The organism is Streptomyces sp. NPDC016677, assembly GCF_055562815.1.
Genome location: NZ_JBVHEO010000003.1, coordinates 711,648 through 726,907 on the forward strand (window position 1 = coordinate 711,648; position 15,260 = coordinate 726,907).

General features: G+C 70.4%; 17 protein-coding genes. 11 read left to right on the forward strand and 6 right to left on the reverse strand.

Features of this window, described 5'->3' with window-relative positions:
• Positions 1 to 35 precede the first annotated feature (35 nt).
• The 8 genes from atpE (at position 36) to ACZ3IG_RS13060 (ending at position 6,857) form a co-directional block, all read left to right on the forward strand.
• A complete protein-coding gene (gene atpE / locus ACZ3IG_RS13025; protein WP_215165679.1) occupies positions 36 to 260 on the forward strand; it encodes an ATP synthase F0 subunit C in 225 nt (74 codons plus the stop codon).
• A 40-nt stretch (positions 261 to 300) separates the two neighbouring features.
• Positions 301 to 852 (forward strand): F0F1 ATP synthase subunit B, encoded by a 552-nt coding sequence (locus ACZ3IG_RS13030; RefSeq protein ID WP_215165680.1) that lies wholly within the window; start codon positions 301 to 303, stop codon positions 850 to 852.
• On the forward strand, positions 849 to 1,664 hold the full coding sequence (locus ACZ3IG_RS13035) for a F0F1 ATP synthase subunit delta (protein WP_467431498.1): 816 nt from the start codon (positions 849 to 851) through the stop codon (positions 1,662 to 1,664). Before ACZ3IG_RS13030 ends, ACZ3IG_RS13035 begins: the two co-directional genes overlap by 4 nt.
• A 152-nt stretch (positions 1,665 to 1,816) precedes the next feature.
• On the forward strand, positions 1,817 to 3,409 hold the full coding sequence (gene atpA / locus ACZ3IG_RS13040) for a F0F1 ATP synthase subunit alpha (RefSeq protein WP_467431500.1): 1,593 nt from the start codon (positions 1,817 to 1,819) through the stop codon (positions 3,407 to 3,409).
• A 21-nt stretch (positions 3,410 to 3,430) separates the two neighbouring features.
• The gene (locus ACZ3IG_RS13045) at positions 3,431 to 4,348 is read left to right on the forward strand and encodes a F0F1 ATP synthase subunit gamma (protein ID WP_467431501.1); all 918 of its coding nucleotides are present in this window, start codon (positions 3,431 to 3,433) and stop codon (positions 4,346 to 4,348) included.
• Positions 4,348 to 5,784 carry a F0F1 ATP synthase subunit beta gene (atpD, locus tag ACZ3IG_RS13050; RefSeq protein ID WP_467431503.1) on the forward strand — a complete coding sequence of 479 codons (1,437 nt, stop codon included), beginning with the start codon at positions 4,348 to 4,350 and terminating at the stop codon, positions 5,782 to 5,784. Before ACZ3IG_RS13045 ends, atpD begins: the two co-directional genes overlap by 1 nt.
• Positions 5,785 to 5,906: 122 nt before the next feature.
• Positions 5,907 to 6,281, forward strand: a complete 375-nt coding sequence (locus ACZ3IG_RS13055) for a F0F1 ATP synthase subunit epsilon (protein WP_189414930.1) — start codon at positions 5,907 to 5,909, stop codon at positions 6,279 to 6,281.
• Positions 6,282 to 6,410: 129 nt separating this feature from the next.
• Entirely contained in the window at positions 6,411 to 6,857 is a 447-nt protein-coding gene (locus tag ACZ3IG_RS13060; RefSeq protein WP_467431504.1) for a DUF2550 domain-containing protein, read from the forward strand.
• A gap of 23 nt (positions 6,858 to 6,880) precedes the next feature.
• Here the strand turns inward: ACZ3IG_RS13060 and ACZ3IG_RS13065 are convergent, their stop codons facing one another.
• From ACZ3IG_RS13065 to ACZ3IG_RS13075, 3 genes are all read right to left on the reverse strand, one after another.
• Positions 6,881 to 8,707 (reverse strand): glycosyl hydrolase family 18 protein, encoded by a 1,827-nt coding sequence (locus ACZ3IG_RS13065; protein WP_467431505.1) that lies wholly within the window; start codon positions 8,705 to 8,707, stop codon positions 6,881 to 6,883.
• 135 nt (positions 8,708 to 8,842) lie between these two features.
• Positions 8,843 to 9,484 carry a response regulator gene (locus tag ACZ3IG_RS13070; protein ID WP_467431507.1) on the reverse strand — a complete coding sequence of 214 codons (642 nt, stop codon included), beginning with the start codon at positions 9,482 to 9,484 and terminating at the stop codon, positions 8,843 to 8,845.
• Complete coding sequence (locus tag ACZ3IG_RS13075; protein ID WP_467431509.1) at positions 9,481 to 10,656, reverse strand: sensor histidine kinase; 1,176 nt, start codon at positions 10,654 to 10,656, stop codon at positions 9,481 to 9,483. Before ACZ3IG_RS13075 ends, ACZ3IG_RS13070 begins: the two co-directional genes overlap by 4 nt.
• A 153-nt stretch (positions 10,657 to 10,809) precedes the next feature.
• On the opposite strand from ACZ3IG_RS13075, the gene ACZ3IG_RS13080 reads away from it, so the two are divergent.
• A complete protein-coding gene (locus tag ACZ3IG_RS13080) occupies positions 10,810 to 11,376 on the forward strand; it encodes a hypothetical protein (protein WP_467431511.1) in 567 nt (188 codons plus the stop codon).
• On the opposite strand, the gene ACZ3IG_RS13085 is transcribed toward ACZ3IG_RS13080, so the two are convergent.
• Genes ACZ3IG_RS13085 through ACZ3IG_RS13095 form a run of 3 tightly spaced genes read right to left on the reverse strand, consistent with a single transcriptional unit; the run spans position 11,377 to position 13,524 of the window.
• On the reverse strand, positions 11,377 to 11,949 hold the full coding sequence (locus ACZ3IG_RS13085) for a cob(I)yrinic acid a,c-diamide adenosyltransferase (RefSeq protein ID WP_215165692.1): 573 nt from the start codon (positions 11,947 to 11,949) through the stop codon (positions 11,377 to 11,379).
• Between the two features lie 13 nt (positions 11,950 to 11,962).
• A complete protein-coding gene (locus tag ACZ3IG_RS13090; protein ID WP_467431514.1) occupies positions 11,963 to 12,712 on the reverse strand; it encodes an ABC transporter permease in 750 nt (249 codons plus the stop codon).
• 26 nt (positions 12,713 to 12,738) lie between these two features.
• Positions 12,739 to 13,524, reverse strand: coding sequence for an ABC transporter ATP-binding protein (locus ACZ3IG_RS13095; protein WP_467431515.1), 786 nt, complete (start codon positions 13,522 to 13,524; stop codon positions 12,739 to 12,741).
• Positions 13,525 to 13,604: 80 nt separating this feature from the next.
• Between ACZ3IG_RS13095 and ACZ3IG_RS13100 the strand changes: the two genes are divergently transcribed.
• Together ACZ3IG_RS13100 and ACZ3IG_RS13105 are read left to right on the forward strand one after the other, a co-directional pair.
• Complete coding sequence (locus ACZ3IG_RS13100; protein ID WP_467431516.1) at positions 13,605 to 14,246, forward strand: TetR/AcrR family transcriptional regulator; 642 nt, start codon at positions 13,605 to 13,607, stop codon at positions 14,244 to 14,246.
• A 124-nt stretch (positions 14,247 to 14,370) separates the two neighbouring features.
• Complete coding sequence (locus ACZ3IG_RS13105) at positions 14,371 to 15,219, forward strand: 3-hydroxyacyl-CoA dehydrogenase family protein (protein WP_467431517.1); 849 nt, start codon at positions 14,371 to 14,373, stop codon at positions 15,217 to 15,219.
• The last annotated feature ends 41 nt before the right edge of the window (positions 15,220 to 15,260 follow it).

Below are 15,260 nucleotides of genomic sequence, written 5' to 3' on the forward strand. Positions count from 1 at the left end.
CCCCCACCGGTCCGTAAAGAAAAGGAAGAACTGGCATGTCCAACACCCTTGCCGCTGTCGAAGGTTCGCTCAGCTCCGTTGGTTACGGCCTGGCCGCCATCGGCCCCGGCGTCGGCGTCGGCATCATCTTCGGTAACGGCACCCAGGCCCTCGCCCGTCAGCCCGAGGCGGCCGGCCTGATCCGCGCCAACCAGATCCTGGGTTTCGCCTTCTGTGAGGCGCTCGCCCTGATCGGTCTCGTCATGCCGTTCGTCTACTAAGACGGCCTGACGACCGACTCTTTCGACGAAAGGCACTGATGTGAACCCCGCCCTGGTTTTCCTGGCGGCTGAGGGTGAGAAGGAGAACCCCCTCATCCCGCCGTGGCCGGAGCTCGTCATCGGCCTGATCGCCTTCGTCATCGTCTTCGGCTTCCTCGCCAAGAAGCTCCTCCCGAACATCAACAAGGTTCTGGACGAGCGTCGTGAGGCCATCGAGGGCGGTATCGAGAAGGCCGAGGCCGCGCAGACCGAGGCCCAGAGCGTCCTCGAGCAGTACAAGGCCCAGCTCGCCGAGGCCCGGCACGAGGCCGCGCGCCTGCGCCAGGAGGCGCAGGAGCAGGGCGCCACGCTCATCGCCGAGATGCGCGCGGAAGGCCAGCGGCAGCGTGAGGAGATCATCGCCGCCGGTCACGCCCAGATCGAGGCCGACCGCAAGGCCGCCGCGTCCGCGCTGCGGCAGGACGTCGGCAAGCTCGCCACGGAGCTGGCCGGCAAGCTGGTCGGCGAGTCCCTGGAGGACCACGCCCGCCAGAGCCGCGTCATCGACCGCTTCCTCGATGACCTCGAGGAGAAGGCAGAGGCGACCCGATGAACGGAGCGAGCCGCGAGGCCCTGGCCGCCGCACGCGAGCGTCTCGACGCGCTGACGGACTCCACGTCCGTGGACGCCGGCTCGCTCGCCGACGAGCTGGCCTCCGTCACCGCGCTGCTCCACCGCGAGGTGGGCCTGCGCCGGGTCCTCACCGACCCGGCGCAGACCGGCGAGGCCAAGGCCCAGCTCGTGCAGCGCCTCCTCGGCACCCAGGTCAGCGGCACCGCCGCCGACCTGGTGTCCGGCCTGGTGCGCTCCCGCTGGTCGCAGTCGCGCGACCTGGTGGACGCCCTGGAGGAACTGGCGGACACCGCCGACCTCACCGCCGCGGAGAAGAACGGCACCCTCGACGACGTCGAGGACGAGCTGTTCCGGTTCGGCCGGATCGTCTCCTCCAGCACGGAGCTGCGGGCCGCGCTGACCGACCGCAAGGCCACCGCCCCGGCCAAGGCCGCGCTGCTGCGCAGCCTGCTCGGGGGCCGGGCCAAGCCGGTCACGGAACGGCTGGTCACGCGCCTTGTGACCGCGGCGCGAGGACGTAGCCTGGAGACGGGCCTCGAGTCCCTGTCCAAGCTCGCCGCCGATCGCCGCAACCGCGTGGTCGCCGTCGTCACCTCGGCGGTCCCGCTGAGCGACCCGCAGAAGCAGCGCCTCGGCGCCGCCCTCGCGAAGCTCTACGGCCGCCCGATGCACCTCAACCTCGACGTGGACCCCGAGGTCGTCGGCGGGATCCAGGTGCAGGTCGGTGACGAGATCATCAACGGCTCCATCGCGGACCGCCTCGCCGAGGCCGGCCGCCGCCTGGCGGGCTGACAGCAACTTCATAGCAGTACCAGCAGTACGAGCAGTACGTACGTGTACCTACGGCCCGGTTGGGCCGTGCAGAGGATTCACCTCTTTCGGGGGGGAGTCCCCATCCCCCCAAAGTGAAACTTCGGGCCCAACAAGGAGAGCAGGGAACCCAGATGGCGGAGCTCACGATCCGGCCGGAGGAGATCCGGGACGCACTGGAGACCTTCGTCCAGTCGTACAAGCCGGACGCGGCCTCGCGCGAGGAGGTCGGTACGGTCACCCTTGCCGGCGACGGCATCGCGAGGGTCGAGGGTCTTCCCTCGGCCATGGCCAACGAACTGCTGAGGTTCGAGGACGGCACCCTCGGCCTCGCGCTCAACCTCGAAGAGCGCGAGATCGGTGCCATCGTCCTCGGTGAGTTCAGCGGCATCGAGGAGGGCCAGCCGGTCACCCGCACCGGAGAGGTCCTCTCCGTCGCGGTCGGCGAGGGCTACCTCGGCCGCGTGGTCGACCCCCTCGGCAACCCGATCGACGGCCTCGGCGAGATCGAGACGTCCGGTCGCCGCGCCCTCGAACTGCAGGCCCCCACGGTCATGCAGCGCAAGTCGGTGCACGAGCCGATGGAGACCGGCTACAAGGCCGTCGACGCCATGACCCCGGTCGGCCGCGGCCAGCGTCAGCTGATCATCGGCGACCGCCAGACCGGCAAGACCGCCCTGGCCGTCGACACGATCATCAACCAGCGCGACAACTGGCGCTCGGGCGACCCGAAGAAGCAGGTCCGCTGCATCTACGTCGCCATCGGCCAGAAGGGCTCCACCATCGCGTCGGTCCGCCGCGCGCTGGAGGAGAACGGCGCGCTGGAGTACACGACCATCGTCGCCGCCCCGGCCTCCGACCCGGCCGGCTTCAAGTACCTCGCGCCGTACACCGGCTCGGCCATCGGCCAGCAGTGGATGTACGAGGGCAAGCACGTCCTGATCATCTTCGACGACCTGTCGAAGCAGGCCGACGCCTACCGCGCCGTCTCCCTGCTGCTGCGCCGCCCGCCGGGGCGCGAGGCCTACCCGGGTGACGTCTTCTACCTGCACTCCCGTCTGCTGGAGCGCTGCGCGAAGCTCTCCGACGAGATGGGGGCCGGCTCGATGACCGGTCTGCCGATCGTCGAGACCAAGGCCAACGACGTCTCGGCGTTCATCCCGACCAACGTCATCTCCATCACCGACGGCCAGTGCTTCCTGGAGTCGGACCTCTTCAACGCCGGTCAGCGCCCCGCGCTGAACGTCGGTATCTCCGTCTCCCGAGTCGGTGGTTCCGCGCAGCACAAGGCGATGAAGCAGGTCTCCGGGCGTCTGCGCGTGGACCTCGCCCAGTTCCGTGAGCTGGAGGCGTTCGCCGCCTTCGGTTCCGACCTGGACGCCGCGTCCAAGGCGCAGCTGGAGCGCGGCCAGCGCATGGTCGAGCTGCTCAAGCAGAACCAGTACGAGCCGATGTCCACCGAGGACCAGGTCGTCTCCGTCTGGGCCGGCACCACCGGCCGCATGGACGACGTGCCGGTCGCCGACATCCGCCGCTTCGAGAAGGAGCTCCTGGAGCACCTGCACCGCAAGGAGCAGGGCCTCATGACCTCCATCCGCGAGGGCGGCAAGATGTCGGACGACACCCTCCAGGCCGTCGGCGACGCCGTCGCGGAGTTCAAGAAGCAGTTCGAGACCTCGGACGGCAAGCTGCTCGGCGAGGACGCTCCGGCCGCCTCCGCCAAGTGACGTAAGGAAGGGACCTGACTCATGGGAGCCCAGCTCCGGGTCTACAAGCGTCGCATCCGATCCGTCACCGCGACCAAGAAGATCACGAAGGCGATGGAGATGATCGCCGCCTCGCGCGTCGTCAAGGCGCAGCGCAAGGTGGCGGCCTCCACGCCGTACGCGACCGAGCTGACGCGCGCGGTCACGGCGGTCGGTACGGGTTCGAACACCAAGCACCCGCTGACCACCCAGGCCGAGACGGTCACCCGTTCCGCGGTGCTGCTGCTGACGAGCGACCGCGGGCTGGCCGGTGCCTTCAACTCCAACGCCATCAAGCAGGCGGAGCAGCTCACCGAGCGGCTGGAGCGCGAGGGCAAGGAGGTCGTCGTCTACGTCGTCGGCCGCCGGGGTGTCGCCCACTACAACTTCCGTGAGCGCGCCGTCGCGGAGTCGTTCACCGGCTTCACCGACGAGCCGTCGTACGCGGACGCCAAGAAGGTCGCGGCGCCGCTGATCGAGGCCATCGAGAAGGAGACCGCGGACGGCGGCGTGGACGAACTCCACATCGTCTACACGGAGTTCGTCTCGATGATGACGCAGACGGCGGTCGGCAGTCAGCTGCTGCCGCTGCGCCTCGACGAGGTGGCCGAGAAGCCGGAGGCGAAGGACGAGATCCTTCCGCTGTACGACTTCGAGCCGTCGGCCGAGGACGTCCTCGACGCCCTGCTGCCGCGGTACGTCGAGAGCCGTATCTACAACGCGCTGCTCCAGTCGGCCGCCTCCAAGCACGCCGCCACGCGGCGCGCGATGAAGTCGGCGACCGACAACGCGGGCGAGCTGATCAACACGCTCTCCCGACTTGCCAACGCGGCCCGCCAGGCCGAAATCACCCAGGAAATCAGCGAGATCGTCGGTGGCGCCAGCGCCCTGGCCGACGCGACCGCGGGGAGTGACAAGTAATGACGACCACTGTTGAGACGGCCGTTGCCACGGGCCGCGTCGCCCGGGTCATCGGCCCGGTCGTCGACGTGGAGTTCCCCGTCGACGCGATGCCGGAGATCTACAACGCCCTGCACGTCGAGGTCGCCGACCCGGCGAACGAGGGCGAGAAGAAGACGCTGACCCTGGAGGTCGCCCAGCACCTGGGTGACGGCCTGGTCCGCACCATCTCCATGCAGCCCACCGACGGCCTGGTCCGCCAGGCCCCGGTCGTGGACACCGGCGACGGCATCACCGTCCCGGTCGGCGACTTCACCAAGGGCAAGGTGTTCAACACCCTCGGTGAGGTGCTGAACGTCGACGAGAAGTACGAGGGCGAGCGCTGGTCCATCCACCGCAAGGCCCCGAACTTCGACGAGCTCGAGTCGAAGACCGAGATGTTCGAGACCGGCGTCAAGGTCATCGACCTGCTGACCCCGTACGTCAAGGGCGGCAAGATCGGTCTGTTCGGCGGCGCCGGCGTCGGCAAGACGGTGCTCATCCAGGAGATGATCTACCGCGTCGCCAACAACCACGACGGTGTCTCCGTGTTCGCCGGTGTCGGTGAGCGCACCCGTGAGGGCAACGACCTCATCGACGAGATGAGCGAGTCGGGCGTCATCGACAAGACCGCCCTGGTCTTCGGTCAGATGGACGAGCCGCCGGGCACCCGTCTGCGCGTCGCGCTGGCCGGCCTGACCATGGCCGAGTACTTCCGTGACGTCCAGAAGCAGGACGTGCTGTTCTTCATCGACAACATCTTCCGCTTCACGCAGGCCGGCTCCGAGGTCTCGACCCTGCTCGGCCGCATGCCCTCCGCGGTGGGCTACCAGCCGAACCTGGCCGACGAGATGGGTCTCCTCCAGGAGCGCATCACCTCGACCCGCGGTCACTCGATCACCTCGATGCAGGCGATCTACGTCCCCGCGGACGACCTGACCGACCCGGCCCCGGCCACCACCTTCGCCCACCTCGACGCGACGACGGTGCTCTCCCGTCCGATCTCGGAGAAGGGCATCTACCCGGCCGTGGACCCGCTGGACTCCACGTCCCGCATCCTGGACCCGCGCTACATCGCGCAGGACCACTACGACGCGGCCATGCGCGTGAAGAACATCCTGCAGAAGTACAAGGACCTGCAGGACATCATCGCGATCCTCGGCATCGACGAGCTCGGCGAGGAGGACAAGCTGGTCGTCCAGCGTGCCCGCCGCGTGGAGCGCTTCCTGTCCCAGAACACCCACGTCGCCAAGCAGTTCACCGGTGTGGACGGCTCCGACGTGCCGCTGGACGAGTCGATCGCCGCGTTCAACGCGATCTGCGACGGTGAGTACGACCACTTCCCCGAGCAGGCGTTCTTCATGTGCGGTGGTATCGAGGACCTGAAGAAGAACGCGAAGGAGCTGGGCGTCTCCTGACCCCGGTTGTTCCGTGAGTGAACGAGTGAGGGGGCGGGCGCGTCCCGCCCCCTCACTCACGCCCCTTAGACTTGTAACCAACACCCGGCACACCCGCCGGGTGGTGACCCGAGGAGCCACCCTTGGCTGCTGAGCTGCACGTCGCGCTGGTCGCGGCCGACCGAGAGGTCTGGTCCGGCGAGGCCACCCTGGTCGTCGCGCGCACCACGTCCGGCGACATCGGCGTCATGCCCGGTCACCAGCCGCTGCTCGGTGTGCTGGAGTCGGGCCCGGTGACCATCCGTACGAGTGATGGCGGGACCGTCGTCGCGGCGGTGCACGGCGGTTTCATCTCGTTCGCCGACGACAAGCTGTCGCTGCTGGCCGAGATCGCCGAGCTGTCGGACGAGATCGACGTCCAGCGCGCGGAGCGGGAACTGGAGCGCGCCAAGGCGGAGGGCGACGCCTCCGCCGAGCGCCGCGCGGATGTCCGACTGCGGGCGGCGTCGGCGCGCTGAACCTGGGCGCCGTGCTATGACGTGACTCAGCCGCGGCTGGGACCGGAGCGATCCGGACCCGGCCGCGGCTGAGGCAGATGTGGATGTTTTTTACGTTCCGTTACCTAGGAGACGAGGAGGTCGGTGCCGGTGGTCCTCGCTCTGACTGTGTGCGGAATCGTCATCGCCGTCGTGGTGGTGGGACTCTTCGTCTTCGGCCTGCGCCGCCGGCTGATCCAGCGCTCGGGCGGCACCTTCGACTGCTCCCTGCGCTGGGACGCCCCCAGAGAGGGCGACGGCAACGGGAAGGGATGGGCGTACGGAGTGGCCCGGTACAACGGCGATCGCGTCGAGTGGTACCGGGTCTTCTCGTACTCGCCGCGCCCCCGCCGGGTTCTCGAACGCGGCTCGATCGAGGTGGCCGGCCGCCGGCTGCCCGACGGGGAGGAGGAGCTGGCCCTGCTCTCCGACGCCGTGGTCCTCGCGTGCGTGCACCGGGGGACACGGCTGGAACTGGCGATGAGCGAAGACGCGCTGACCGGATTCCTCGCGTGGCTGGAGGCAGCCCCGCCCGGTCAGCGCGTCAATGTCGCTTAGCGGGTCGTCGCTCAGCAGGTCTTCTACCGGAGTCCGCTGCTGATCGCGCTCGCCAGTTCGCCGTTGCTCGTGTCGCCGCTGAACTCCCAGAAGAACGCGCCGCCCAGCCCCTGGTTCTTGGCCCAGGTCATCTTCCCGGCGATCGTCGACGGGGTGTCGTAGGACCACCACTGGGTGCCGCAGTGCGCGTAGGCCGTGCCGGCGACGGTGCCGGTGGCCGGGCAGGAGTTCTTCAGGACCTTGTAGTCCTCGATGCCGGCCTCGTAGGTGCCGGGGGCCGCGCCGGTCGCCGTGCCGCCGGGGGCGGACTGGGTGACGCCGGTCCAGCCGCGGCCGTAGAAGCCGATGCCGAGCAGCAGCTTGGCGGACGGGACGCCCTTGGCCTTGAGCTTGGCGATCGCGTCCGCGCTGTTGAAGCCGGCGGTCGGGATGCCGGAGTACGAGGTCAGCGGGGAGTGCGGGGCGGTCGGGCCGGTGGTGGCCCAGGCGCCGAAGTAGTCGTAGGTCATCACGTTGTACCAGTCGAGGTACTGCGCGGCGCCGCCGTAGTCGGCCGCGTCCAGCTTGCCGCCGGAGGAGCCGTCACCGGTGATCGCGGCGGTGATCAGGTAGTCGTCGCCGAACTCGGAGCGCAGCGCCTGGCTGAGGTTCCTGAAGGCCGCGGCGCCCGAGGTGTCGCAGGTCAGGCCGCAGGCGTTCGGGTACTCCCAGTCGATGTCGATGCCGTCGAAGACATCGGCCCAGCGCGGGTCCTCCACGACGGCCTTGCAGGACTTGGCGAACGCCGCGGCGTTCTGCGCGGCCTGCCCGAAGCCGCCGGAGTAGGTCCAGCCGCCGAACGAGTACAGGATCTTGATGTGCGGGTACTTCGCCTTCAGCTGCCGCAGCTGGTTGAAGTTGCCGCGCAGCGGCTGGTCCCAGGTGTCGGCGGTGCCGCTGACGGACTGGTCGGCGGTGTAGGACTTCTCGTACGCGGCGAAGGTGTCGTCGACCGTGCACTGGCCGTTCTTGACGTTGCCGAACGCGTAGTTGATGTGGGTGATCTTCTCGGCGGAGCCGGAGGTCACCAGGTTCTTGACGTGGTAGTTGCGGCCGTAGACGCCCCACTCGGTGAAGTAGCCGAGGTTGATCTTCCCGGCCGGGGTGCCCGGGTCGGTGGAGCCGCCGCCGGTGGTGGTGACCTTGACCGAGCCGCTGGCCGGGCCGGTCTGGTCGGCGGTGTCGCGGGCCTGGACGCTGTACGAGTAGGCGGTGCCCTTGGTCAGGCCGGTGTCGCTGTAGGTGGTGCCGGTCACCGTGGCGACTCTGGTGCCGTCGCGCAGGACGTCGTAGTTCTTGATCCCCTTGTCGTCGGTCGCCGCCGGCCAGGACAGCTTCACCGAGGTGTCGGTGATGTCCGAGGCGCTGGGGGTGCCGGGAGCGGAGGGGGCGGCGTCGCCCGGGACGGAGGTGCCGTCGCAGGAGCCGCCGTTGAGCTTGCAGGCGGTGGGGGAGCCGGTGCCGGAGCCGTTGAAGCCGAAGGAGACCGAGGCGCCGGGGGCGAGGGTGCCGTTCCAGGACTTGTTCTTGGCGGTCCAGTGGGTGCCGGAGGAGGTGACGTCGGCGTCCCAGGCGGAGGTGACGGAGGTGCCGGAGGGGAAGTCCCACTCGACGGTCCAGGAGCTGAGGGAGGTGGTGCCGGTGTTCTTCACCGTCCACTTGCCCTCGAAGCCGGTGCCCCAGTCCGAGGCCTTGGTGTAGGTGGCGGTCGCGGCGGTGGCCGCCTGGGCGGGGGCGGCGAGGGCGACGAGTCCGGTGAGGGGGAGTGCGAGGGTCGCGAGCAGGGCCGCGGCTCTGTGTCTGAAGCGCACGTGCGCCTCCCTTGTATGGGGGATGTCGTGGGCATGCCTGACCGACAGGCCCGCAGTGCCGCGAGAATAGAAAGGTCTGGACCATAGGTCAATAGGTCTGGACCACTGGTCGGCGCGGTCCGTGGGGTCGGGTTTCTAAACCCCCAACTCCTGCGCCAGCACCGCCGCTTGCACCCTGCTGCGCAGCCCCAGCTTCGCCAACAGCCGGCTGACGTGCGTCTTCACCGTCGCCTCGGCCATGTCGAGGCGGTCCGCGATCGCCGCGTTGGACAGCCCCTCGCCGAGGCAGGACAGCACCTCGCGCTCCCGCCGGGTCAACTGGTCCAGGACCGCCGGGTCGGCCCCGCTCCCGCGGACCGGCTGCGCGGCGAACTCCGCGATCAGCCGCCGGGTGACCGCCGGGGCGACGACGCCCTCGCCGGCGGCCACCGTACGCACGGCGTTGATCAGGTCCGCCGCCTCCGTGTTCTTCAGCAGGAACCCGGCGGCGCCCGCGCGCAGCGCCCCGAACACGTACTCGTCCAGGTCGAAGGTGGTCAGCACCAGGACGTCGGCCAGCCCCTCGGCGACCACCTGACGGGTCGCCGCCACCCCGTCGAGACGCGGCATCTGTACGTCCATCAGGACCACGTCCGGCCGCAGCTCACGGGCGAGGGCCACCGCCCGCTCACCGTCCGCCGCCTCGCCGGCCACCTCGATGTCGGGGGCGCTGCCCAGGATGAGCACCAGGCCGGCGCGCACGGCGGACTGGTCCTCTGCGACAAGGACGCGGATCATGAGGATGCTCCCTGATCGAGGGGAAGGTCGGCGCGTACGGTCCACAGCGCGCCGTCGGGACCGGCGTCGAACGTGCCGCCCAGCAGCGCGGCCCGCTCCCGCATGCCGACCAGCCCGGCACCGGAGCCGGGGGCGCGCGGGGCGCCGGGGTCGCCGTAGGGGCTGGTCACCCGGACGTGCAGGGCGCCGTCGGCGCGGGTGAGGCAGACGTGGACGGGGCCTTTCGCCGCGTGCTTGAGCGCGTTGGTGAGCGACTCCTGCACGATCCGGTACGCGGCCAGCTCGACCGGCGTGGGCAGGTCCGTGCCGTGCGCCGCGTCGAGGGTGACGTCCAGGCCGTTGGCGCGGGCGCCGTCCACCAGGGCGCCGAGGCCGTCCAGGGTCGGGGCGGCGGACGGCCCGGTGTCGCCGCCGGTGTCCCGCAGGATGCCGATCAGCCGCCGCATCTCCGCGAGGCCCTCGACGCTGTTCTCCCGGATCACGCCGAGCGCCTGCCGGGTGGTGGCCGGGTCGTCGAGGGAGAGGGCGGCCGTGGAGTGGATGGCGATCGCGGACAGGTGGTTGGCGACCATGTCGTGCAACTCCCGTGCCATCCGAGCGCGTTCCGCGGCCACCGCCTGGACCCGGTCCATCTCCGCGAGCAGCGCGGTCTGTTCGGCGCGCAGCCGGGCGGCGTCGGCGGCCTCCCGGTGGCTGCGCACGATCAGGCCGGTGGCGGCGGGGGCGAAGGTGACGACCCCGACCGCCACCCCGACCAGCAGCGCCTCGGGCACCCGCCACACCGCGAACGGCACGACCGTGGCCGCCACCGTCAGCAGCCCCGCGATCCACGGGACGCGGCGGGCGGTGGCCGGGCTGCCGTACAGGACGACGGCGTACCCGAGATCGGTGTACATCAGCAGCGTGATCAGGCTGCCCTGGGTCATCGTGTCCAGCACCAGCGCGGCCGTGCCGATCAGGACGGCGGTGCGCGGCGCGGCCCGGCGCAGCAGCTCGCAGCCCGCGGTGACGGCGAGCGGGAGCAGCAGCGGCCAGCGCCCGTCGAACAGCACGATCGGGTCGTCGGCCGGCCGCACGCCCAGCCCGATGGCCCACAGCAGCACCCCGCCGAGCAGGCCGCCGGCCGCGACGTACACGTCGAAGCGGTGCGGGCGGGGGAGACGTACGGCCATGGGACCCATCCAACACGGCGGGCGCGGCCCCCGCCTGCTCCCCGCGGACGTTCCTGGGCTGCATCTTTCGATGTACCGGAGGTTCGTCACCGGCGACGACGCCCCGGGCCGCCGGGCGCGGAAGCCTGGAAGGGTGACCGAGAGGAACCCACCATGATCGTCACTCTGATCATCGTCTGCGAGATCGGCTTCTGGGTACTGCTGGCGGCCGGGCTGGCCACCCGCTACCTGCTGCGGATGGAGCGCACCGGCCTCGCCCTGCTGCTGTGCGAGCCGCTCCTGGAGGTCGTGCTGCTGGTCGTCACCGCGCTCGACCTGAAGAACGGCGCCGACCCGAACTGGACCCACGGGCTGGCCGCGCTGTACATCGGCTACACCGTCGGCCACGGCCACCGCACGGTGAAGTGGCTCGACGGCCACGCGGCCCACCGCTTCGACGGCCGTCCGCTGCCGCGGCCCCCGCGCCACGGCATGGCCCGCGCCGCGCACGAGGGCAAGGTGTGGCTCGGCACGCTGGTCGCCGCGGCCGTCGCCACCGGCCTGCTCCAGCTCGCCATGTGGTACGTCGGCGACCCGTCCCGCACCACCTCCCTGGAGAGCTGGCAGTACACGGCCTGGCGGGTGGCCGGCATCCACGGCCTGATCGCGCTGAGCTACGCGATCTGGCCGAAGAAGGCACCCGCGGGCACGGCCCTGGAGAAGGAGCGGGCCGGCCGCTGACTACCGCTCCCCGCCCGGCACCCACAGCACGTCCCCGACCTCCTTGTTGGCGTACCGCGCCAGGATGAACAGGAGGTCGGAGAGGCGGTTGAGGTAGGTGGCGGTGAGCGGGTTCATCGTCTCGCCGTGCGCCTCCAGCGCGGCCCACGTCGAGCGCTCGGCCCGCCGGACCACCGTGCACGCCTGGTGCAGCAGGGCCGCGCCGGGCGTCCCGCCGGGGAGGATGAAGGAGCGCAGCTTCTCCAGCTCGGCGAGGAAGCGGTCGCAGTCCGCCTCCAGCCGGTCGACGTAGAACTGCTCCACCCTGAGCGGCGGGTACTCCGGCTCCTCCACCACCGGGGTCGACAGGTCCGCGCCGACGTCGAACAGGTCGTTCTGGACCCGTACGAGGACCTTGACGACCTCCTCCTCCAGCGCCCCGAGCGCGATCGCCGTGCCGAGCACCGCGTTGGCCTCGTTGGCGTCGGCGTACGCGGCGATCCTGAGGTCGGTCTTGGGCACCCGGCTCATGTCCCCGAGGGCGGTGGTGCCCCGGTCGCCGGTCCTGGTGTAGATGCGCGTCAGGTTGACCATGCGCCCAGCGTAGTTACGCGTCGTCCGCCCGGAAGACACGCGTGCCCGCCGCCACGGCCAGCGCGGCGAAGGCGACGGCGACCAGAGTGCCGTAGAGCATGGGCGCGGTGGCGTACGAGCCGACGTAGGCGTCCCGCAGGGCGTCCACCAGGTAGCGCAGCGGCATCAGGTGGGACAGGACGTCCAGCCAGACCGGGCCCAGCGCCATCGGCAGCATCAGACCGGACAGCAGCATCGACGGCATGGTCAGCGCGTTGACCACCGGCCCGAACTCCTGCGGGGTCCGCACCTTCATCGCCAGCGCGTACGACAGGGACGCCAGCGCCACCGTGAGCAGCCCGACGAACGCGAAGCCGATCAGCACGCCGGGCAGCGGGGCCCGCAGCCCCATCACCACCGCGGCCAGCACCAGCAGCACCGCCTGGAAGACGAAGACGGTGGCGTCCCGCAGCACCCGGCCCAGCAGCAGCGCCAGCCGGCTCACCGGCGTGACCCGCATCCGGTCGATCACACCCGCGTTCTTCTCCAGGACCACCATGAACCCGGCGAACGAGGCGCCGAAGAGCGCGAGTTGGAGCAGCAGCCCGGGGACCAGCACCTGCCAGGAACTGCCCCGCCCGCCCAGCGGCAGGCCGGTCAGCAGCGGGCCGAAGAACAGCAGGTACAGCAGCGGCATCAGCACACCGAAGAGCAGCGCGAAACGCGAGCGCAGCGACTGGCGGGCATAGCGGCCGTAGACGAGAGCGGTGTCGTGCAGAAGCATCAGCGGTCCTTGCGAGGTTCGGGGCCCTATACGGCCACGGGGGCGGGGCCGGACGGGGCGGCGGGGCCGCGGCCGGTGACGGCGAGGAAGGTGTCCTGGAGCGAGGCGCCGGGCGAGCCCCCGTACTCCAGCTTCAGCGCCCCCGGGGTGCCCTCGGCGGCGACCACGCCCCGGTCGACGATGACCAGGCGGTCGGAGAGGGCGTCGGCCTCGTCGAGGTAGTGGGTGGTCAGGAAGACGGTCGTGCCGTACTCGTCGCGCAGGCGCCGCACCAGCTCCCACAGGCCGGCGCGGCTGCCGGGGTCGAGGCCGGTGGTCGGCTCGTCGAGGAAGAGCACCTTCGGGCGGTGGGTGAGCGCCATCGCGATGTCCAGGCGCCTGCGCTGGCCGCCGGAGAGCGCGCCGCACTTGCGGTCGAGCAGGCCGGTCAGGCCGAGGTCGTGGGCGAGTTCCGCGGCGCGCTCGGCCGCCCGGGCCCTGGGCAGGCGGTAGAAGCGGCCCTGGGTGACCAGCTCCTCGCGGACCGAGACCTGCGGGTCGACGCCGCCGGACTGGGCCACGTAGCCGCAGGCCGCGCGGACCCCGGCCGGGTCGCCGGCCAGGTCGTGCCCGGCGACGGTGGCCGCGCCGCCGGTCGGGGCCAGCAGCGTGGTCAGCATCCGCAGGGTGGTGGTCTTGCCGGCGCCGTTGGGGCCGAGGAAGCCGAGGATCTCCCCTTCGTGGACGGTCAGGTCGATGCCGCGCACGGCCTCGACGGGACCCTGCTTGGTGCGGAAGGTACGGGCCAGTCCGGCCGTACTGATGATTGCCATGCCCCACAGAAAAACAGAGTGAGCCCAAGTTTGCAATGACCCCAAGTTTTCATCGGCACCAGCGAAGCTAGGATGAGGGCGTGGCCGAGGGACTCAGGGAACGGAAGAAGCGGCAGACCAGGCAGTACATCTCCGATGTCGCCACGGGTCTGTTCCTGGAGCGCGGCTTCGACGCCGTCACGGTCGCGGAGGTGGCGCGGGCCGCCGATGTCTCCGTCAACACCGTGTACAACTACTTCCCCGCCAAGGAGGACCTCTTCCTCGACCGCTCCAGGGGGGTCGTCGACCGGCTCTCGCGCTGGGTGCGCGGCCGGCGTGACGGTGAGTCGGCGGCCGCGGCCGTCCTGCGTGAACTGCGCGAGGAGGTCGAGTCGGTGTCGCCCCGGCTCGGCCTGATGGACGGTTACGCGGCGTTCATGTGGGTCGTGCACGACTCGCCCGCCCTGCGCTCCCGGATGTGGGCCATCGGCCAGGAGGTGGTCGACAACCTCGAACAGACGCTCCGGGAGGAGACCGCGACCGCCGCGGACGACCCGCTGCCCGGCCTGATCGCCGGTCAGCTCAGCTGGCTGCACGGAACGGTCATGTCCGGCATCGGGCAGCGCATGCTCGCGGGCGGCACCCCCGCCGGCGTCTCCCGCGAGATGCTGCTCGTGCTGGACGAGATGGAGGAGCTGTTGAGCGAGAGGGTGCTCAACTACGCCGTGCGGGGCGCCGGGTGACCCGCCACGGTGTGATGTCCGTCATGTGAGACGTGACGCGCGTTACTTAGCGGTCACAGGGCCCCTCCCGCCCGCTAATGTCCGCCGGAGACACACAAGGACCCGTATCCAGGGGAGTCGCACAGTGGCACGGAAGCTCGCCGTCATCGGAGCCGGCCTCATGGGGTCCGGTATCGCCCAGGTCTCCGCCCAGGCGGGCTGGGACGTCGTCCTGCGCGACGTCACCGACGAGGCGCTGCGGCGCGGCACCGACTCCATCAAGGCGTCGTACGACAAGTTCGTCGCCAAGGGGAAGCTGGAGGCGCACGACGCCGACGCCGCCCTCGCCCGGATCACCACGACCACCGAGCTGGACGCGGTCGCCGACGCGGACGTCGTCGTCGAGGCAGTCTTCGAGAAGCTGGACGTCAAGCAGGAGATCTTCCGCGCGCTGGACAAGCTGGCGAAGGACGAGGCGGTCCTCGCCTCCAACACCTCCGCCATCCCGATCACCAAGATCGCCGCCGTGACGGACCGCCCGGAGCGCGTCGTCGGCACGCACTTCTTCTCGCCGGTGCCGATGATGGCGCTGTGCGAGCTGGTGCGCGGCTACAAGACGAGCGACGAAACCCTGGCCACCGCACGGGAGTTCGCCGAGTCGACGGGCAAGACCTGCATCGTCGTCAACCGGGACGTCGCCGGGTTCGTGACCACCCGGCTCATCTCCGCCCTCGTCGTCGAGGCGGCCAGGCTCTACGAGTCCGGCGTCGCCACCGCCGAGGACATCGACCTCGCCTGCCGGCTGGGCTTCGGCCACGCCATGGGCCCCCTGGCCACCGCCGACCTGACCGGCGTGGACATCCTGCTGCACGCCACGAGCAACATCTACACCGAGTCGCAGGACGAGAAGTTCGCCCCGCCGGAGCTGATGCGCCGGATGGTGGACGCCGGTGACATCGGACGCAAGAGCGGGCAGGGCTTCTACAAGCACTGAGGCCGCACCCGCTCCGGCAGACGTCACACGCCGGAGTGAAT